The sequence below is a fragment of the Montanilutibacter psychrotolerans genome (assembly GCF_003719825.1).
GTDB lineage: Bacteria > Pseudomonadota > Gammaproteobacteria > Xanthomonadales > Xanthomonadaceae > Montanilutibacter > Montanilutibacter psychrotolerans.
On record NZ_RIBS01000004.1, the window covers coordinates 149,932 to 168,183 of the forward strand.

Consider the following 18,252-nt stretch of genomic DNA (forward strand, 5'->3'; position numbering starts at 1 on the left):
CGCGACGCGGGTCCATTCTTTTGGAACTAGCACCGCCTCAGCGGCGCGCCGGCCCGTCAGCTGCGCAGGCCGACGCCGCGCTTGAGCAACCACAACCCCAGTCCGGCCAGGGCGGCGACGAAGCCCAGCATCAACGAGTACGACACCCACAGCGACACGTCACTGACGCCCAGCAGGCCGTAGCGGAACGCGTTGACCATGTAGAAGATCGGGTTGGCGTGGGTGGCGGCCTCGGCCCAGGACGGCAGCAGCTTGACCGAATAGAACACGCCGCCCAGGTAGGTCAGCGGCGTCAGGATGAAGGTCGGCACGATCGCGATGTCGTCGAACTTCTTGGCGTACACCGCGTTGACGAAGCCGGCCAGGGCGAAGATCGTCGCGCCCAGCAGCACGGTGCTGAAGGTCACCAGCGGATGCGGCACGCGCACCTTGGTGAACAGCATCGCGATGCACAGCACGATCGCGCCGACCATCATGCCGCGCAGCACCGCACCGGTGACGTAGCCGGTCAGGATCACCCAGTTGGGCATCGGGCTGACCAGCAGCTCCTCGATGTGGCGGCCGAACTTGGCGCCGAAGAAACTCGACGAGATGTTGCCGTAGCTGTTCTGGATCACGCTCATCATCACCAGGCCGGGGACGATGAAATCCATGTAGCGGATGCCGTCCATCTGGCCGACGCGCGAACCGATCAGGCCACCGAAGATCAGGAAGTACAGCGTCATCGTGATGGCCGGCGGCACCAGGGTCTGGCCCCAGATGCGCAGGATGCGGGTGACCTCGCGGCGCACGATCGTGCCCAGGGCGGTGAGGTTGCGCTGGGCGATGCTGGGCGGGTTGCTGGCGATCTCGTTCATGCCGCCTTCTCCGGTTGTGCCGCGGCCTGGCCGGGGGCGTTGTCGCCGGTCAGGCGCACGAACAGTTCTTCGAGGCGGTTGCTCTTGGTGCGCATCGAACGCACGCGGATACCCGCGTCGCCGAGCGCCGCAAACACGCGGTTGAGGTCCATCGCACGCGGCATCTCGACATCGAGCGTGTGGTCGTCCTCGGCCAGCAGCGTGGTGCCCTCGATCGCCGGCAGCTGTGCCGGCAGGTGGCCGTCGATGTCGAACAGGAACCCTTCGACGTCGAGCTTGGCCAGCAGCGCCTTCATCGGACCCTGCTCGACGATGTGGCCGCGGTCGATGATCGCCAGGTTGCGGCACAGGCTCTCGGCTTCCTCGAGGTAGTGCGTGGTGAGGATGATCGTGGTGCCGGCGGCGTTGATCTCCTTGAGCGTCTTCCACATGCCGCGGCGGATCTCGATGTCGACGCCGGCGGTGGGCTCGTCGAGGATCAGCAGGCGCGGACGGGTCATCATCGCCCGGGCAATCATCAGCCGGCGCTTCATGCCGCCCGACAACGTGCGGCTCATCAGCGTCGCCTTTTCCCACAGCTGGGCGCGCTTGAGTTCGACCTCGGCGCGCTGCAGGGCCTCCTCGCGCGGCACGCCGTAGAAGCCGGCGTAGTTGACCAGGATGTCGAGCGGCTTCTCGAACATGTTGAAGTTCAGTTCCTGGGGAACCAGCCCGATCATGCGCATCGCCGCGCCGCGGTCGGTGCGCAGGTCGGTGCCGAACACCTGGACCGAGCCCGCACTGAGGTTGACCAGCGAGCTGACGATGCCGATCAGGGTGGACTTGCCGGCGCCGTTGGGCCCGAGCAAGGCGAAGAAATCGCCGGGGGCCACGTCGAGGGACACGCCCTTGAGCGCCTCGACCTTGTTGTCGTAGGTCTTGCGAAGGTCGCGCACCGACAGTGCGGGGGCAATGTCGCGGTTGGGGTCGGTCATCGGCTGGATGGAGCTCGTCGTGGTGGCCACGCGGCGCGGCGGGACAGCCGTCGCAGGCGCGCATGGCGGGTTCGGACAACGCCTCGGGCCGCGCGCGTGGCGCGTCCGCACGACCCGAAGACGGCAGGCGGGTAGTATAGGCGGCCGCGCGGCGGCACCCAGGCCACGCAGTGTTCCACCGCGTGTGCCATGCCGGCGTGCGACCCGGGCGTGCGACCCGGGCGGGCGTCACTGCCGCGATATCGACGCCGGCTCTCCTCCTCCTGCAAAGACGTGATCCGTGGCCATCCAGCATTTCCCGCTCAAGCTTGTCTCGCGCCGCATGCTCGCGCCGACCGTCGGTCACTACGTGTTTGTGCGTGACGACGGCCAGCCGCTCGACTACCTGCCCGGCCAGTTCATCCAGGTGCACTTCCAGTACGCCGATGGCACCGCGACCAAGCGCAGCTACTCGCTGGCGACCATCCACGACCACGCGATGGGCGCGGGCGAATCGGTCGAGATCGCGGTCAGCTATGTCCCCGGCGGCGCCGCCACCGCGCTGTTCGAGGGCCTGGCCGAGGGCGGCACCATCGACGCCAGCGGGCCGTTCGGCCGCTTCTGCCTGATGCCGGCCGATGCCAACCGGCGCTACATCCTGATCGGCACCGGCACCGGCGTGACCCCGTACCGGGCGATGCTGCCGCTGCTGCAGGCGGCCATCCGCGAGCGCGGTGCCGAGGTCGTGCTGCTGTTCGGTGCGCGCAATCCGGAAGAACTGTTGTACGGCGACGAGTTCCGCCAGTTCGCCAACGAAAACCCGGGCTTCCGTTTCGTCCCCTGCTTCTCGCGCGAATTGCCGGCGGAAGGATCGCCCCACGCCCATGCCGACGTGCGCCACGGCTACGTGCAGCAGTTCCTCGCCGAGTTCCAGCCCGACGCCCAGAGCGACATCGCGTACCTGTGCGGCAACCCGAACATGGTCGATGCCTGCTTCGAGACGCTCAAGGAGCACGGCCTGCCGGTGCCGCAGATCCGCCGCGAAAAGTACGTCAGCAGCAAGTAGGCGCTCGCCTTGCACCGTCCCGGCCCCGAACGAGGGACCGGGCTCCGCGGGAGACTCCCTGTCTCCCGTCCGGGCACGCCAGCGCACCGCAGGGCGCCGTCCGCAACCGACGCGACGGGCCAGGACGTCCGTCCCGGCGTCGCCCGCCTGATCTGTCTCGCCCCAACCTGTCCCCGGCCCCGGAGATCGACGCGGCCGCCGCGGTAGCCGACGCCTGTTTCCAGCGCCTGTTCCGACCGCGTGCTTCGAAGCGCCCGTGAAAGGACATGTCAGGTTTTTCGCGCCGCCCCCGTCTGCCATCCTCGACGTGTCTGCTACACGCACACCCAAGGGGATTCATGCGCACCGCTCGATATCTGATTGCCGCTTTGACCGCGGCCCTGCTGTTGCCCGGCTGTTCCGCGCCGAATGGCAGCCACGACGCCACCGCCGCCAGCGGCACCGATGCCGGCACCTGGCAGTTCGGCAAGATCGCGTTCAAGCCCTGCTCGCTGAGCAGCCCGGTGAGTCCGCAGTCGATCGACGGCCGCTGCGCGACGTTGGCCGTGCCCGAGGACCCGGCCAAGCCCGGAGGCCGCAAGATCACCCTCAACCTGGCCTGGCTGCCCAGCAACGCCCGGGGCGAACCGGCCGCGGACCCGGTGTTCTTCCTTGCCGGTGGCCCGGGCCAGGCGGCGACGGAACACGCCGCGACCGTCAGCAACGGGCTGCGCGAGGTGCGCAAGCGTCGCGACATCGTGCTGGTCGACCAGCGCGGCACCGGCACGCTCAGCACGCTGGCCTGCAAGGGCAACGACGGCAAGCCGATAGCCTTCGACGAAACCCGTATTGCCGACACGGCGACGGTCGCCGACCTCGCCCAGCGCTGCGCCGCGGCGCTGCAAGGCAAGGCCGATCCGCGCCTGTACACCACCACCGAAGCCATCACCGACCTGGAGGCGGTGCGTGCCGCGCTCGGCGTCGAGCAGGTCAACCTCGTCGGCGTGTCGTACGGCACCCGCGTGGCGCAGCAGTACGCCACGCGCTACCCCAGCCACACGCGCACGATGCTGCTCGACGGCATCGCGCCGAACGACCTGGTGGTGGGCAACGAGTTTGCACGGACCTTCGAGCGTGCGCTGCGCCTGCAGTCGGCCAACTGCCACAAGGTGCCGGCCTGCAAGGCGCGCTTTCCGCGCGACCTGCGCAGCCAGCTGACGGCGGTGCGTCAGCGCTTGTCGGCGCAACCGGTCGAGGTGGACTACCGCGACCCGTCCACCGGCGTGACCAAGCGCGACACGCTGACCGGCGAGGGCGTGCTCGGGTTGAGCCACGCCTTCTCGTACATGCCGCAGATGGCGGCGCTGCTGCCGGTGGTGATCGACGATGCCGAGCAGGGCCGCTACGCCCCGCTGATGGCGCTGTCGCAGCTGGTGACCGGCAGCATGGAAGGCCAGATGACGCGTGGCATGCAGTGGTCGGTGCTGTGCGCCGAGGACGCCGACCGCGCGCGTCCGGACCCGGCCGACGCCGATACCGTGATCGGTGCGGACATGAGCACGATGTTCTTCGCCGCGTGCAAGGCCTGGCCGACCGGCAAGCGCCCGAGCGGATTCAACACGCCCATCCGGTCGCCGGTGCCGGCGTTGCTGATGTCGGGCGAGATCGATCCGGTGACCCCACCGGAGTATGGCGATCGCGTGCTCAAGGGCCTGCCCAACGGCCGTCACTTCGTGCTCGCAGGCCAGGGCCACAACGTGCTCGGCACGGGCTGCATGCCCAAGCTGATCGGCCAGTTCATCGAAACCGCCAACGCCAAGGCGCTCGACGGCAAGTGCCTGGACACGATCGGCTACGTGCCGCCCTTCACCAGCTTCAACGGCTGGGAACCCTGAGCGCGGTGAGCGGCAACGCCTGAGCGGGCGAATGGATGCGCGGTAGACGCCGCGCGACGCGCCCGCCCCAGCAGCCGCCGACCTGCCCCTCGGTCCCTCCTACTCCCACCTTTTCGGTCTCCCTTCATGATCACCGCACACGACCTGCACAAGGCGTTCAAGACCCAGACCGGTTTGGTCCAGGCGGTCTCGGGCGTCGATTTCGAAGCCCGCGACGGCCGGATCACCGGCTTGCTGGGTCCCAACGGCGCCGGCAAGACCACCACCTTGCGCATGCTCTACACCCTGATGCAGCCCGACCAGGGACGTGTCGAGGTCGATGGCATCGATGCCGCAAGCAATCCAGCCGCGGTGCGCCGTGCGCTGGGCGTGCTGCCCGACGCGCGAGGCGTCTACAAGCGCCTGACCGCGCGCGAGAACATCAGCTACTTCGGCGAGTTGCACGGCATGTCCAAGTCGCAGATCGCCGCGCGCACCGCCGCGCTCTCGGCGGCGCTGGACATGGGCGAGATTCTGGATCGCCAGACCGAAGGTTTCAGCCAGGGCCAGCGCACCAAGACCGCCATCGCGCGCGCACTGGTGCACGACCCCAGGAACGTGATCCTGGACGAGCCCACCAACGGCCTCGACGTGATGACCACCCGCGCGATGCGCGCCTTCCTGCAGCAACTTCGCAACGAGGGCCGCTGCGTGATCTTCTCCAGCCACATCATGCAGGAGGTGGCCGCCTTGTGTGACCGCATCGTCATCATCGCCAAGGGCCGCGTGGTCGCCGCCGGCACCGCCGACGAACTGCGCGCGACATTCGGCGAAGCCAACCTCGAGGACGCCTTCGTCAAGGCGATCGGCTCGGAGGAGGGCCTGCACGCATGAAGACCTCCGTGTTCACCACCGTCTGGTCGGTCGTCCGCAAGGAACTGCTGGACCTGTCGCGCGACCGCCGCACACTCGCGATCGCGCTGCTGCTTGGCCCGCTGCTGTACCCGACGATGCTCCTGGGCCTGGGCAAGCTGGGCGAGAGCCGCGAGCGGACCCAACTCGACCAGGTGCTCGAGGTACCGGTCGTCGGCATGGAGCGCGCCCCGAACCTGGTCGCGTTCCTGGCCACCCAGGGCATCACAGCGACGAAGGCACCGGCCGATCTGGATGCCGCGATCGCCCGCCAGGACGTCGACGTCGCGCTGCGGATCGACGAGGACTACGCGGCGGACTGGCACAAGGGCCGGCCGGCGCTGGTCGAGGTGGTCCAGGACAGCACACGCCGCAACGCCGAGATCCCGGTGACCCGCCTGCAACTGGCGCTGCACGCCTACCGCGAGCAGGTGGGCGCACTGCGCCTGATGGCGCGCGGCATCGACCCGGCGGTAACGCGTGCGGTCAACGTGGGCAACCGCGACCTGGCCACCGAAGCCGCCAAACGGGGCCGCGTGCTGGCGTCGTTGCTGCCCTACCTGTTGATCCTGTCGTCGTTCCTCGGCGGCGCGGCGCTGATCATCGATGCCACCGCCGGCGAGCGCGAGCGGCAATCGCTGGAGCCGTTGCTGGCCACGCCGGTGGCACGCGGCGCGATCGTCAGCGGCAAGATCGCCGCGGCCTGCGCGCTGGGCCTGCTGTCGCTGCTGCTGACGCTGCTGGCGTTCAAGCTCAGTGCGCAGTTGGCCGGCGACGCGGCGAAAATGCTCGACGTCAGCCTGCTGGCCATCGCCAAGATGCTGTTGATCCTGTTGCCGATGCTGCTGATCGGCACCTCGCTGCTGACCTTCCTGGCGGCCGGCTCGAAGAGCACCAAGGAAGCGCAGAGTCACATGGTGTGGCTGATGCTGTTGCCGATGGTGCCGACCATCGTGCTGATGGTGAACCCGATCAAGACCGAGCTGTGGCAGTACACGGTCCCGTTCCTGGCCCAGAACCAGCTGCTGCTGAAGGTGATCCGCGCCGAGGCGATCGACCCGCAGGTCTGGCTGGTCTACTTGGGGTGCGGCTTCGCGATGGCGGCAGTGCTGTGGTACGCGGCGACGCTGCGTTACCAGCAGGAAAAGCTCGCGATCTCGACCTGATCGACGCCGTTCCGGACCTGCCCGGGTTGCGGGCGGGTCCGGCTGGCGGCCGAACCCACCTACTCGCCCGGGACCGGGGTTGCGCCGGGTCGGCGGGTGCCGGCCTGGCCGCATCCCGGCCGGCCCGCGCGGACGGGCCCTGCGCACCGGCGTTTGGAATGCAGGCCGCATCGGCGACAATGGCGCCCCTTGCCCGCTCCTGTCCGTCGCCATGTCCAATGTTTCGCTGACCCGCCACCTGCTGGAAGAACAACGCGCCGGCCACATCAGCGCCGACCTGCGCCTGCTGATTGAAGTCGTCGCCCGCGCCTGCAAGACCATCTCGATCGCGGTGGGCAAGGGTGCGCTCGGTGGCGTCCTGGGCGAAGCCGGCACGCCGGGCGCGGCCAGCATGAACATCCAGGGCGAGGCGCAGAAGAAGCTCGACGTGATCGCCAACGACGTGCTCCTCGAGGCCAACGCCTGGGGCGGCCACCTCGCCGGCCTGGCGTCGGAGGAGATGGACCACAGCATGCCGATCGCGGACCTGTCGCCGGACGGCTACCCCAGCGGCAATTACCTGCTGCTGTTCGATCCGCTGGACGGTTCGTCCAACATCGACGTCAACATCTCCGTCGGCACGATCTTCTCGGTGCTGCGCTGCCCCGAGGGCGTCGCCGTGCCAGGCGACGAGCACTTCCTCCAGCCGGGCACCGACCAGGTGGCTGCGGGCTACTGCACGTACGGCCCGAACACCACGCTGGTGCTGACCGTCGGCCACGGCACGCACGCGTTCACGCTGGACCGTGAAGTCGGCAGCTTCATGCTGACCACGCACGGCATGCGGATCCCGGAAGAGACCAAGGAATTCGCGGTCAACATGTCCAACCAGCGCCATTGGCAGCCGCCGATGCAGCGCTACATCGGCGACCTGTTGCTGGGCAAGGAAGGTCCGCGCGGCAAGGACTTCAACATGCGCTGGGTCGCCTCGATGGTGGCCGACGTGCACCGCATCCTGACCCGCGGCGGCATCTTCAGCTATCCGCTCGACGCCAAGTGCGCCGACAAGGGCGGCAAGCTGCGCCTGATGTACGAAGCCAACCCGATGAGCCTGCTGGTCGAACAGGCCGGCGGCGCCGCCAGCACCGGTCGCATGCGCATGCTGGAAGTGCAGCCCAGCGGGTTGCACCAGCGCGTGCCGGTGTTCCTGGGCAGCAAGCTCGAGGTCGAGGCCGCGGTGCGCTACCACCTCGACCACGACGCCGGCTGAGCCAGGCCCGGAGCCCGCGCATGTCCGCCGACACCGACGTCACGCCGGGCCAGCCCGACTTCATCGAGGTCTACCCCGATGCGTTGTCGGCCGAGCTGTGCGCGCAGTTGATCGCGCGCTTCGCCGCCAGTGGCGACAGCCACCCCGGCCGGGTCGGCGGCGGCGTGATGCCCGAGCTCAAGGACAGCCGCGATCTCACCATCAGCGGCCGCGCTGACTGGCGCGAAGCCGAGATCGCGCTCAACAGCGCGATGTTCACCTGCCTGCTGGGCTACCTGCGGCGTTATCCGCACACCCTGATCGCCCCGTTGATGCTGGAAGTGCCCGGCAGCGACGGCAGCCGCCACCGGCTCACGCCCGAGCGCGTGGCGCAGATGGACGACGCCGAGCTGGCGCCGGTGGCGCGCATGGTGTTCCGTCCCGGCTCGATCAACCTGCAGCGCTACAGCGCGGGCCGCGGCGGCTATCCGTACTGGCATTGCGAGCTGTACCCGCGCGATGCCAAGTGCGAGACCCTCCACCGCCACTTGCTGTGGACGGCCTACCTCAACGACTCGTTCGAGGCCGGCGAAACCGAGTTCCTGTACCAGCAGCGCAAGATCGCGCCGCGCACCGGCAGCCTGCTGCTGGCCCCGGCGGCGTTCACCCACACCCACCGGGGCAACCGCCCGCAAGGCGGGGACAAGGTGATCGCGACCAGCTGGGTGCTGTTCCAGCGCGGCGAGCAGCTGTTCGGCACGTCGGGCGGGTGATGGTCCGATGTTGGGCGCGAGGTTGATGGCCCGATATCCTGGGCGGTCCGACCGGCGGACGCCGCGACCGCACTTCAGACGCGCGGGTGGTTCAGCACCAGCCAGTACAGACCGACCTGCTTGACCGCCCAGACGAACTGCTCGAAGTCGACCGGCTTCTGGATGTAGCTGTTGACGCCCAGCGCGTAGCTGGCCTCGACATCGAACGGCTCGGTGCTGGTGGTCAGCACCACCACCGGCAGCGTGCGCGTGGCGTCGTTGCCGCGGATCGCCTGCAGTACTTCGCGACCGTCGAGCTTGGGAAGGTTGAGGTCGAGCAGCACGATCGAAGGCAACTCACCGGCGTCGCGCCCGGCGTGCCGGCCGCGCGCGAACAGGTAATCCAGCGCCTCCGCGCCGTCCCCCACCACGACCAGCCGATTGGCGATCTTGGCTTCGTCGAACGCCAGGCGTGTGAGCTCGACGTCGTCGGGGTTGTCTTCGACCAGCAGGATTTCCTTCTGCATCAGGTGTGGTTCCGGTGTGCCGGCACGGCCGGCCATTCGACATGGAAGGTGCTGCCCTCGCCGGGGGCGGAATCGGCACGCAAGGTGCCGTGGTGGCGTTCGATGACGCGCTTGGCGATGGCCAGGCCGAGCCCGTGGCCACCGCCTTCGTCCGGGCCGTGCAGGCGCTGGAAAGGCTGGAACAGCTTGTGGGCGTAGCGCATGTCAAAGCCACTGCCGGCATCGCGCACCCACATCCGCATGCTTCCCCCGCGCGTCTCGCCGCCCACGCAGATACTCACTTGTGGCTTCTCGCGCGAGAACTTCCACGCGTTTTCCATCAACCGCGTGAACATCACCTTGAGCAGGCGCTCGTCGCCCTGCGCGACCAAACCGGGCTGGACCTCGATGGTGGCGGCCCGCTCGGGATCGGCGTCGCGCTGTTCGGCGCCCACCCACTCGGCCAGCAGGCTGAGGTCGACCTGGGTGGACTTGAGTTCGGTGCGTGTCACGTACGACAGCTCTCCCAGCGCGGCGAGCAGGCTGCTCATGCGCATCGCGGCATTGCGAATGCGCGCGAGATGGTCCAGCCCACTGGCATCCAACTGGTCGGCATGACGCTCGGCGAGCAACGCCGAGAAGCTCTCGATCGAGCGCAGCGGCGCACGCAGGTCGTGCGCGACCGCGTCGGCAAACAGCTGCAGTTGCCGTTGCGAAGCGTCGAGCGCGAGCTGGTGCTCGTCGTCGAGCGCGCGCAGGCGCTCCTGCGCCATGCGTTCGGCGGTGATGTCGCGCAATTGCACCAGCAGGTACAGCGGCGCGCCGCCCGGATCGCGCATCACCGCGACGTTGGCGTGTGTCCACACGGTGTGCCCGTCGCGGTGCCGGTAGCGCTTGGCCGCATCGATGGTGTCGATGCGGCCGGCAAGCAGGTCGTCGATCGCGGCCGCGGAGCGATCGAGGTCATCGGCGTGGGTGAACTCGGCGGCGGGGCGGCCCAGCAACTCGGCGGCGCGGTACCCGAGCATTCGCTCGAAGGCCGGGTTGACCTCGATCCAGCACCGATCGAGGTCGACGATCGCCATACCGATCCCGGAAGCGGCCATCGCGAGCCGGAAGCGTTCTTCTCCGGGAGGTGAGGCAGGTCGGGTGAATGGAGACATCGTGGCCACGCGTGGGACTCAGGGCAAGTCTAACCAGTGCCGTCGTGACGATGCGGTGCATGGCGGCGCGTGCACGGCGACCGTCCGCTCGCGCACAATGCCGGCATGAGCCTGCCGGACATCGCCTTCGAACAGATCGCGTTTCTGTTGATACTCGCCGGTGCCTTGTACCTGTTCGTCAGCGAACGCCTGCGCGTCGACGTGACCGCGATGTTGACCTTGATGGCGCTGGTGGTGACCGGCGTGCTCGACGGCAAACAGGCGCTGTCGGGCTTCGCCAGCGAGCCGGCCATCATCGTCGCGGCGGTGTTCGTGATCTCCGGCGGCCTGGCCGCGACCGGCATCACCGAACGCGTCGGGCACCGTATCGGCGTGGCCGCCGGGCGCAGCGAATCGCGCGCAATCGCGGTCACCATGCCGACCGTGGCCGCGCTGTCGTCGTTCACCCACCACGTGATGGTGACGGCGATGATGCTGCCCATCCTGATCCGCTTCGCACGCGAGCATGGGCTGTCGGCCTCGCGCCTGCTGATACCGATGTCGTTTGCCGCGTCGCTGGGCACCACGTTGACCCTGGTGAGCGCCCCGGCGTTCCTGCTCGCCGACAACCTGATCGAACGCACCGGTGCACCGGGCCTGGGGATCTTCTCGATCACCCCGATCGGCCTCGCCCTGGTGCTGCTGGGCGTGGTCTACATGCTGCTGGCGAGGTGGCTGCTGCCCAAGCGCAGTGGCGAGCACGGCGACGACCGCTACCTGCGCCTGGATCGTTACCGCACCGAACTGCTGGTGGTCGAAGGGTCGCGCTGGAGCACGCGGCCCTTGTCGGAGTTGCAGAAGGCGCTCGGCGACCGATTCCTGTTGACCGGCTGGCTGCGCGATGGCGCCCCGCGCGATGACCTCGGCCCCGACAGCTCGCTGATTGCCGGCGATGTGCTGCTGGTGGAGGCGTCGGCCGACGAGTTGGCCTCACTGCACGATGACTCCGGCCTCGAGCTCTACGCCATTGCGCGATTCGGCGCACGCACGACCGGCGACGGCGAGGCGCAACTGGTGCAGGCGGTGGTCGCGCCGGGCTCGGAGTTCATCGGCCACTCGATTCGCGAACTCGACTTCGCGCGGCGCTTCAATGCGGTGATTGTCGGGCTGTGGCGCCGCGATGGCCGCTACTACACGACCACGCACGCACGCCTGGCCGACGCGCGATTGCGCGAAGGCGACCTGCTGGTGCTGTGGGGCCGACCGTCCCGATTCAGCGAGCTGGCCGAGCACCACGGCTTCCTGATGCTGGTGCCGTTTGCCGGCGAGGCGAAACGCCGGCTACGCGCGCCGCTGGCGCTGGCGATCCTGGCCGCGACGGTGCTGGCAGCGGCGACCGAATGGCTGCCGGCACCGCTGGCGTTCCTGTTGGGTGCAGTGGCGATGGTGGTCACCCGCTGCGTGGACGTGCAGCAGGCCTACCGCGAGATCGACGTGCGCATCTTCGTGATGATCGCCGGCGTGATTCCGCTGGGCATCGCAATGGAGCAGACCGGCACCGCGCAGATGCTGGCCAATGGCCTGTTGCACGTGGTGGCGGGCTGGTCGCCGCTGGCGGTGCTGCTGGTGATGTTCGCCGTGGCCGGATTGCTGACGCAGATCCTGTCCGACGCGGCGACCACGGTGCTGCTCGGACCGATCGCGGTGTCGCTGGCGCAATCGCTGGACCTGCCGCCCACGCCGTTCGTGGTCTGCACGGCGCTGGGCGCGGTGGCGTCTTTCCTGACGCCGATCGGCCACCACGGCAACCTGCTGATCCTCGGCCCGGGCCAGTACTCGTTCAACGACTTCCTGCGCATCGGCCTGCCGCTGACGGTGATGATCGCCCTGGTCAGCACGTGGATGGCGCGCTGGCTCTGGCTGGGGGGCCCGCTGCTGCCGGCGTGGGCCGTGGCGTAACGCCACCAGGCCCTCCGATCCAGAACCGACCGTCTGGTGACCCGGGAATACAGTTCAGGCACGGCGCGTATGTTGCAGATAGTGCATTTAGTTCATATAGTGCATTTAGAGCGGAAGCCCAGCGAAACCGCACGCATTGGTGCGAGCGCGCCCTTCCGTCCAGGAGGGCAACGCATGTCGACAATCAAGGAACGCACCCGGCGCCCGAAGCCCTCGGAGATGAGTCCAGAGGAGTTGGAGATGGCCCGCGTAGCACACCGTTGTATTGGCGAGTCGCTGGATCGTGCCCACGCTGCCACGATCAAGCTCATCAGCGCAGATGGCGACTTGCCGTCCGTGCAACTGCCGACCAAGGCTCTGCGTCTGATCGGTGAAGTCCTTGGGGCCCTCAGCGAGCGCAAGTCAGTCACCGTAGTGTCGGCAAAGCGAGAAATGACGACGGTTGAGGCAGCCAACTACTTGCACGTCTCGCGCCCGTTTGTGATTCGCGAGATGGAGGCTGGTCGTCTGCCGCATCGCATGGTCGGCACGCATCGACGCGTGCAGTTCGAGGACCTGCACGCTTACAAGCAACGGATGCTAGCCAGTCAGAAGGATGCGCTGCGGCAGCTTGCTGAGAACGCTAATGAACTCGGCCTAGATTACTGATGGCAGGGCACGCACGTTACACCGCTGTGTTGGACGCGTGCGTGCTCTACCCGGCCTGCGTAGCTGATGCCTTGATGAGCATGGCGGTTGCGGGGCTATACGCGGCCAAATGGACGACTCGAATTGAACAAGAGTGGCTCCGCAATCTCGGGCGCGATAGGCCCGAGATTGCCGGCAAGCTTGTTCGCCGCCGCGATCTCATGCGGCAAGCGATTCCGGACTGGGAAGTGCCCGAAGCAGCAAGTGATGCAGTGGCGTCCGGATTGGCGCTTCCCGATCCAGGTGACGTGCACGTCCTGGCCGCAGCGATTGCAGGTCACGCTGATTGCATTGTGACGGCCAACTTGAAGGACTTTCCGGCGAACGTTCTCGATGTGCACGGTCTATCGGCCATTCATCCTGACGATTTCCTGATCGCACAGTTCGATCTAGATTCAATCGCGGCACTAGCGGCATTCAAGGAAATGCGTGCCCGCTCGAAGAGCCCCCCTTTGACTCCGGAAGAGTTCGCAGGCGCGTTCGAACGTAACGGTCTGGTGGCGATGGCCGAACGCCTGCGCGTGGCAGCCGAGTTGATCTAGCTAGTGCCCGCGGAAGGGAGCGGCATCCGGATTGCGCAAACTGGTTGGCCTGAGGTCCCGACCGGAGACTGCGCCCCACCCCGACGCCATCGCTCAGAACAGCTCGCCCTGCGGCGACGGTGAGCGCGGCGCCACGAACGCGCTGCAATCCAGCGCGGGCAGGCGGCCAAAGTCCAGCCGGCGGTGCGCCTTGGCGAATCGCTGGGCGATCATGTCCGCAAACGGCCCCTCTCCGCGCATGCGCTTGCCGAAAGTACTGTCGTAATCCTTGCCCCCGCGCATCTGTCGCACCAGGCTCATGACGTGCGCGGCGCGCTCGGGGTAGTGCAGCTGCAACCACTCGCGCCAGACCTCCTTGAGCTCGTGCGGCAGGCGCAGCAGCACGTAGCTGGCGGCCTGCGCGCCGGCGTCGCGGGCCGCCTCGAGGATGTGCTCGAGTTCGTGGTCGCTGACCATCGGCACCACGGGCGCGACCAGCACGCCCACCGGAACGCCAGCCTGGCTGAGCTCGCGGACGATCTTGAGCCGCGTGTGTGGCGCGGCGGCGCGCGGTTCCATGCGCGCGGCCAGGCGGTTGTCGAGCGTGGTCACCGAGACGTACACGCTGACCAGCCGTTCGCGCGCCATCGACGCCAGCAGGTCGACATCGCGCAGGATCAGCGATCCTTTCGTGACAAAGCTGACCGGGTGGTGGCACTGGGCCAGCAGTTCCAGCAGCTCGCGCGTGATCCGGTAGCGACGCTCGATCGGCTGGTAGGCGTCGGTGTTGATGCCCAGCGCGATCGGCGCGCACCGGTAGCTCGAACGGGCCAGCTCGATGCGCAGGCGTTCGGCGGCATTGGTCTTGGCGAACAGCCGGGTCTCGAAGTCGATCCCGGGCGACAACTCGAGGTAGGCATGCGAGGGTCGGGCGAAGCAGTACACGCAGCCGTGCTCGCAGCCGCGGTACGGGTTGATCGACTGGCTGAATGCGATGTCGGGCGAGTCGTTGCGGCTGATGATGCTGCGCGCGCGCTCCTCGGTGACCCGCGTGGCGGGGTTGGGCTGGTCGGCCAGGTCTTCATAGACCGAACCCCAGCCGTCGTCCTCGCCGCGCGTGGTGGTAACCGCGTAGCGGCCAGCGACCTGCGAGGCCGCGCCGCGGCCTTTGATCGGCGTCTGCGCTTTCCGGGCGTCTTCCATGGGCTTAGCCTAGTCTTCCATCGTCGCAGATGCTGCGACTCAGACGCCGAGGAATCCGCCCCATGCTGGACGCGCTGCGAGGTGTGTGGGACGCGATTCTCGCGATCCCGCACCTGAAGCTTTACCTCACCGTCGCCTATGTCGGCTATGTGCTGTGGCTGGGCGCCTGGATCGCGTTGCAGAAACGTGAACCGGCCGCGACGCTGAGCTGGTTGATCAGCCTGGCCGCCCTGCCCTACGTCGGTTTCGTGATTTATTACTTCTTCGGCCCGCAGCGCATCCAGCGCCAGCGGCTGCGGCGGCTGCGCAACCGTGGGCGCCTGGATCCGCACCCGTCCGGCTTCGACCGCGACGCGGACGCGCTGGAACTCGCGCGCGTGGCGCAGGCCACCACCGGCCTGGCCCCGACCACCGCAACCCGCGCCGACCTGCTGATCGACGGGGCGGCCAAGTACACCGCGCTGCTGGCGGAGATCGCCAAAGCGCGCGAGCACATCCACCTGGAGTACTACATCTACCTGCCCGATCGCACCGGCACCGCGCTGCGCGACGCCCTGGTCGAACGTGCGCGCGCCGGCGTGAAGGTGCGACTGCTGCTCGATGCGGTGGGTTCGGGAAAGGTGTCCTGGCGCTACCTGCAGCCGTTGATCGATGCCGGCGGCGAGGTCGCCTGGTTCCATCCGATGCGGTTGCGCTGGTTCTGGAAGCGGCCGTGGCTGAACCTGCGCACGCATCGCAAGATCGTCGTGGTGGACGGCTGCGTCGCGTTCACCGGTGGCATCAACATCACCGACGAGGAAGACGAGCGGCTGCGCGAAGACGCCTATCGCGACCTGCACCTGCGGCTGGAAGGCGACGTGGTGCGGGCGCTGCAGCTGGTGTTCGTCGAGGACTGGGCGTACGCCACCGGCGACCCGCCACTCAAGCTCGCCCTGCCGATCTGCGGCGCCGGGACAGTGGCCGCGCAGGTCCTGGTGTCCGGGCCGGATTCGCCGTGGGAAGCCATCCACCGCCTTCACGTGGGCGCCATTCATTCGGCGCGCCGCCGGGTGTGGCTGGTGACACCGTACTTCGTCCCCGGCGAGGCGGCGCGAATGGCGTTGACGTCGGCCGCGCTGGGCGGCCTGGACGTGCGCCTGCTGGTGCCCAAGGTCAGCGACAGCGTGCTGGTCACCTGGGCGGCACGCTCCTACTTCGACGAGCTGCTTTCGGCCGGCGTCCGGATCCACGAGTACGGTCCCCGCCTGCTGCACACCAAGGCGCTGCTGTGCGACGACGAGGTCGCGATCATCGGCAGCGCGAACTTCGACAACCGCAGCTTCCGACTCAACTTCGAATTGTCGGTGCTGTTCCGCGACGCCGGGTTGGCCGGGCAGCTGGCGGCACTGATCGAGAACGAGCTCGGCCAGACCACGCGGGTGCGTGACGACCGCGGGCGGCCGCTGTGGCGTTCACGCCTGCCCGAGGCGATCGCGCGGCTGATGTCGCCACTGCTCTGATCGCGCGCCACTGGCGACGAGCGGTCGCCGCCGCGGTCTGGCCGGACGACCCATGCGGTGGTCGGGCGGTAAACTCGACGCGCCACACTCTGGAGCGTTCCGCGATGTCCTGGCTCTACCTGCTACTGGCCCTTGCCGCGATCGTGGTTGCGTTCAAGGCTTCCTCGCTGGCCGTGGTGCTGGTCTGCCTGCTGGTCGCCTTCGGTCTGGTTCTCGTCTGGGTCATGGGCATCCTGGCTCAGCGCGTCGAGGACAGCAGCCGCGACGTCGGAATGATGATCGATCCGACCGAGCTGCGTCGCCTGCGTGAGCAGGCCGAAGCGCGCAAGCTGGCCGAGGCGAACAACGCCGCCCCGCCGCACTCCGACGCAACGCATTGAACCGCTGTAACGGTTCGGCGCCGGCGGACACCGGTGCCGGTTGTGCGGTGCGGCCTGTCGGCGTCACCCTTCACGCGCTCGGAGCCCCGCGCGCGACCCGACGCCAGAACGGGGCGCACCCGTGACGGCGCTCAGCGTCAACGTCAACAAGATCGCCGTGCTGCGCAACTCGCGCGGCGGCGGCGAGCCCGACGTGGTCCGCGCCGCGATCGCCTGCCTGGATGCCGGCGCACACGGCATCACCGTCCACCCCCGACCCGACGCCCGCCACATCCGCAGCGACGACGTGTACGCCCTGTCCGAGCTCACGCGCGCTCGCGGCGTCGAGTACAACCTCGAAGGCAACCCGTTTGCACCGCCGCGCGACGGTTATCCGGGTTTCCTGGCGTTGTGCGAGCAGGTGCGTCCCGCGCAGGCAACCCTGGTGCCCGATGGCGACGGCCAGTTGACCTCGGACCACGGCTTCGACTTCGCCCGTGACGGCGAGGCACTGCGACCGCTGGTCGCCGCGCTGAAGGCGTTGGGTTGCCGGGTAAGCCTGTTCGCGGATGCGGAATCCATGCACTACGACATCGCCGCGGCAGTGGGCGCCGATCGGATCGAGCTCTACACCGGGCCGTACGCCGAATCCCATGCATTGGGCGGCGCGCCCCTGGACGCGGCGCTCTCGCGCTTCCGGGCCGCCGCGCAGCGTGCGCAGGCGGTTGGGCTTGGCGTCAACGCCGGTCATGACCTGAGCCAGGACAACCTGGCCGCCTTCCTGGCCACTGTGCCGGACGTGCTGGAGGTGTCGATCGGCCATGCCCTGATCGGCGAAGCGCTGTACGACGGCCTGGACCGGACCGTTCGCCGGTATCTCGCGCTCTGCCAAGCCTAGCGCGTGCGGCCTGCGCGCCGTCGTGGATGACGCGCAGGCTAGGCGTACGTCAGGGACGCAGGGCGATGTGCCCGAGGCCGTTGCGACGGGCGCTGGCCAATGCGGTCGTGAAGCCCTGGTAGTCGGCGTCGCCGCTGGCGTCGATCTGGACAACGCTGTCAGGCGAACGCTGGGCCACTGAGCGCAGCGCCGCGTCCAGCGAGGCCGCCCCCAGCTGCACGCCATCGAGCAGGAAGTTGCCGTCCGCCTGGACCTGCAATTGCACGCGCGGCGGTGGCTCGCTGCGCCCGTTTCCGCGACCCAGGTCGAGGGGCAGCGATCGCGTCACCACCGGCGCGGCGATCATGAAGATCACCAGCAGGACCAACATCACATCGACCAACGGCGTGATGTTCATCGTCGCCATCTCGCTCGAACCGCGTGACTGGGTAGCAAAAGCCGAATCGCTCATCGTCTCCGCTCCTTGCCGGTTGCCGGGGTCCAGAGTGCACCCACGCCGCCGCCGGCTGCAATCGTCGCGATCGCAGTCACCGATCGCGATCGTCGATCCCGATCACCGAACGCACCCACCGATCGCCTGCGCCGATCGCCATGGGTGCACGCGCGCCAGCAACGCCGGCCGGCAGTGGATCGCGAACTCCAGGGCCGACGTGGGACAGGACGCGCGAGTGGCACGGCATGCGCCAGTGGG

The 18,252-nt window shown here is 68.3% G+C and carries 18 protein-coding genes; 12 read left to right on the forward strand and 6 right to left on the reverse strand.

Annotated elements, in window-relative coordinates; genetic code table 11:
- Positions 1-56 precede the first annotated feature (56 nt).
- On the reverse strand, positions 57-857 hold the full coding sequence (locus EER27_RS09795) for an ABC transporter permease (protein WP_190285733.1): 801 nt from the start codon (positions 855-857) through the stop codon (positions 57-59).
- Positions 854-1,831 (reverse strand): ABC transporter ATP-binding protein, encoded by a 978-nt coding sequence (locus tag EER27_RS09800; protein WP_123087926.1) that lies wholly within the window; start codon positions 1,829-1,831, stop codon positions 854-856. The genes EER27_RS09795 and EER27_RS09800 overlap by 4 nt, the downstream gene beginning before the upstream one ends.
- A gap of 280 nt (positions 1,832-2,111) precedes the next feature.
- Between EER27_RS09800 and EER27_RS09805 the strand changes: the two genes are divergently transcribed.
- The 6 genes from EER27_RS09805 to EER27_RS09830 all read left to right on the forward strand — a co-directional run bounded on the left by EER27_RS09805 (position 2,112) and on the right by EER27_RS09830 (position 8,808).
- Positions 2,112-2,876: a ferredoxin--NADP reductase gene (locus EER27_RS09805; protein WP_123087927.1), complete on the forward strand. Its 765-nt coding sequence runs from the start codon at positions 2,112-2,114 to the stop codon at positions 2,874-2,876.
- Positions 2,877-3,214: 338 nt separating this feature from the next.
- Complete coding sequence (locus EER27_RS09810) at positions 3,215-4,750, forward strand: alpha/beta hydrolase (protein ID WP_123087928.1); 1,536 nt, start codon at positions 3,215-3,217, stop codon at positions 4,748-4,750.
- A gap of 126 nt (positions 4,751-4,876) precedes the next feature.
- The gene (locus EER27_RS09815; protein WP_123087929.1) at positions 4,877-5,623 is read left to right on the forward strand and encodes an ABC transporter ATP-binding protein; all 747 of its coding nucleotides are present in this window, start codon (positions 4,877-4,879) and stop codon (positions 5,621-5,623) included.
- The gene (locus EER27_RS09820) at positions 5,620-6,807 is read left to right on the forward strand and encodes an ABC transporter permease (RefSeq protein ID WP_123087930.1); all 1,188 of its coding nucleotides are present in this window, start codon (positions 5,620-5,622) and stop codon (positions 6,805-6,807) included. Before EER27_RS09815 ends, EER27_RS09820 begins: the two co-directional genes overlap by 4 nt.
- Positions 6,808-7,018: 211 nt before the next feature.
- On the forward strand, positions 7,019-8,056 hold the full coding sequence (locus tag EER27_RS09825; RefSeq protein WP_123087931.1) for a class 1 fructose-bisphosphatase: 1,038 nt from the start codon (positions 7,019-7,021) through the stop codon (positions 8,054-8,056).
- A 20-nt stretch (positions 8,057-8,076) separates the two neighbouring features.
- Complete coding sequence (locus tag EER27_RS09830; RefSeq protein ID WP_123087932.1) at positions 8,077-8,808, forward strand: 2OG-Fe(II) oxygenase; 732 nt, start codon at positions 8,077-8,079, stop codon at positions 8,806-8,808.
- A 74-nt stretch (positions 8,809-8,882) separates the two neighbouring features.
- Here EER27_RS09830 and EER27_RS09835 read toward each other — a convergent pair whose 3' ends face one another.
- Together EER27_RS09835 and EER27_RS09840 are read right to left on the reverse strand one after the other, a co-directional pair.
- The gene (locus EER27_RS09835; protein WP_123088165.1) at positions 8,883-9,314 is read right to left on the reverse strand and encodes a response regulator; all 432 of its coding nucleotides are present in this window, start codon (positions 9,312-9,314) and stop codon (positions 8,883-8,885) included.
- A complete protein-coding gene (locus EER27_RS09840) occupies positions 9,314-10,456 on the reverse strand; it encodes a sensor histidine kinase (RefSeq protein ID WP_123087933.1) in 1,143 nt (380 codons plus the stop codon). Before EER27_RS09840 ends, EER27_RS09835 begins: the two co-directional genes overlap by 1 nt.
- Before the next feature lie 105 nt (positions 10,457-10,561).
- Here EER27_RS09840 and EER27_RS09845 point away from each other — a divergent pair, with 105 nt between their 5' ends.
- The 3 genes from EER27_RS09845 to EER27_RS09855 all read left to right on the forward strand — a co-directional run bounded on the left by EER27_RS09845 (position 10,562) and on the right by EER27_RS09855 (position 13,623).
- The gene (locus EER27_RS09845; protein ID WP_223807265.1) at positions 10,562-12,394 is read left to right on the forward strand and encodes an SLC13 family permease; all 1,833 of its coding nucleotides are present in this window, start codon (positions 10,562-10,564) and stop codon (positions 12,392-12,394) included.
- Between the two features lie 174 nt (positions 12,395-12,568).
- Positions 12,569-13,042: an excisionase family DNA-binding protein gene (locus EER27_RS09850; protein WP_190285735.1), complete on the forward strand. Its 474-nt coding sequence runs from the start codon at positions 12,569-12,571 to the stop codon at positions 13,040-13,042.
- A complete protein-coding gene (locus EER27_RS09855) occupies positions 13,042-13,623 on the forward strand; it encodes a PIN domain-containing protein (protein WP_123087934.1) in 582 nt (193 codons plus the stop codon). The genes EER27_RS09850 and EER27_RS09855 overlap by 1 nt, the downstream gene beginning before the upstream one ends.
- 93 nt (positions 13,624-13,716) lie before the next feature.
- On the opposite strand, the gene EER27_RS09860 is transcribed toward EER27_RS09855, so the two are convergent.
- Positions 13,717-14,805, reverse strand: coding sequence for a PA0069 family radical SAM protein (locus EER27_RS09860; protein WP_123087935.1), 1,089 nt, complete (start codon positions 14,803-14,805; stop codon positions 13,717-13,719).
- Between the two features lie 62 nt (positions 14,806-14,867).
- Here EER27_RS09860 and cls point away from each other — a divergent pair, with 62 nt between their 5' ends.
- From cls to EER27_RS09875, 3 genes are all read left to right on the forward strand, one after another.
- A complete protein-coding gene (gene cls / locus EER27_RS09865) occupies positions 14,868-16,304 on the forward strand; it encodes a cardiolipin synthase (protein WP_123087936.1) in 1,437 nt (478 codons plus the stop codon).
- Positions 16,305-16,408: 104 nt separating this feature from the next.
- Complete coding sequence (locus EER27_RS09870) at positions 16,409-16,684, forward strand: hypothetical protein (RefSeq protein WP_123087937.1); 276 nt, start codon at positions 16,409-16,411, stop codon at positions 16,682-16,684.
- Between the two features lie 121 nt (positions 16,685-16,805).
- Complete coding sequence (locus EER27_RS09875; protein ID WP_123087938.1) at positions 16,806-17,561, forward strand: pyridoxine 5'-phosphate synthase; 756 nt, start codon at positions 16,806-16,808, stop codon at positions 17,559-17,561.
- A 49-nt stretch (positions 17,562-17,610) separates the two neighbouring features.
- Here the strand turns inward: EER27_RS09875 and EER27_RS09880 are convergent, their stop codons facing one another.
- The gene (locus EER27_RS09880) at positions 17,611-18,012 is read right to left on the reverse strand and encodes an ExbD/TolR family protein (protein ID WP_123087939.1); all 402 of its coding nucleotides are present in this window, start codon (positions 18,010-18,012) and stop codon (positions 17,611-17,613) included.
- Positions 18,013-18,252: the final 240 nt, after the last annotated feature.

Excerpts from the sequence above, each read along its gene's own strand:
- EER27_RS09795 (WP_190285733.1), bottom strand. The coding sequence starts at position 857 with ATGAACGAGATCGCCAGCAACCCGCCCAGCATCGCCCAGCGCAACCTC.
- EER27_RS09800 (WP_123087926.1), bottom strand. The coding sequence starts at position 1,831 with ATGACCGACCCCAACCGCGACATTGCCCCCGCACTGTCGGTGCGCGAC.
- EER27_RS09810 (WP_123087928.1), top strand. The coding sequence starts at position 3,215 with ATGCGCACCGCTCGATATCTGATTGCCGCTTTGACCGCGGCCCTGCTG.
- EER27_RS09815 (WP_123087929.1), top strand. The coding sequence starts at position 4,877 with ATGATCACCGCACACGACCTGCACAAGGCGTTCAAGACCCAGACCGGT.
- EER27_RS09820 (WP_123087930.1), top strand. The coding sequence starts at position 5,620 with ATGAAGACCTCCGTGTTCACCACCGTCTGGTCGGTCGTCCGCAAGGAA.
- EER27_RS09825 (WP_123087931.1), top strand. The coding sequence starts at position 7,019 with ATGTCCAATGTTTCGCTGACCCGCCACCTGCTGGAAGAACAACGCGCC.
- EER27_RS09830 (WP_123087932.1), top strand. The coding sequence starts at position 8,077 with ATGTCCGCCGACACCGACGTCACGCCGGGCCAGCCCGACTTCATCGAG.
- EER27_RS09835 (WP_123088165.1), bottom strand. The coding sequence starts at position 9,314 with ATGCAGAAGGAAATCCTGCTGGTCGAAGACAACCCCGACGACGTCGAG.
- EER27_RS09840 (WP_123087933.1), bottom strand. The coding sequence starts at position 10,456 with ATGTCTCCATTCACCCGACCTGCCTCACCTCCCGGAGAAGAACGCTTC.
- EER27_RS09845 (WP_223807265.1), top strand. The coding sequence starts at position 10,562 with ATGAGCCTGCCGGACATCGCCTTCGAACAGATCGCGTTTCTGTTGATA.
- EER27_RS09850 (WP_190285735.1), top strand. The coding sequence starts at position 12,569 with ATGTCGACAATCAAGGAACGCACCCGGCGCCCGAAGCCCTCGGAGATG.
- EER27_RS09855 (WP_123087934.1), top strand. The coding sequence starts at position 13,042 with ATGGCAGGGCACGCACGTTACACCGCTGTGTTGGACGCGTGCGTGCTC.
- EER27_RS09860 (WP_123087935.1), bottom strand. The coding sequence starts at position 14,805 with ATGGAAGACGCCCGGAAAGCGCAGACGCCGATCAAAGGCCGCGGCGCG.
- cls (WP_123087936.1), top strand. The coding sequence starts at position 14,868 with ATGCTGGACGCGCTGCGAGGTGTGTGGGACGCGATTCTCGCGATCCCG.
- EER27_RS09870 (WP_123087937.1), top strand. The coding sequence starts at position 16,409 with ATGTCCTGGCTCTACCTGCTACTGGCCCTTGCCGCGATCGTGGTTGCG.
- EER27_RS09880 (WP_123087939.1), bottom strand. The coding sequence starts at position 18,012 with ATGAGCGATTCGGCTTTTGCTACCCAGTCACGCGGTTCGAGCGAGATG.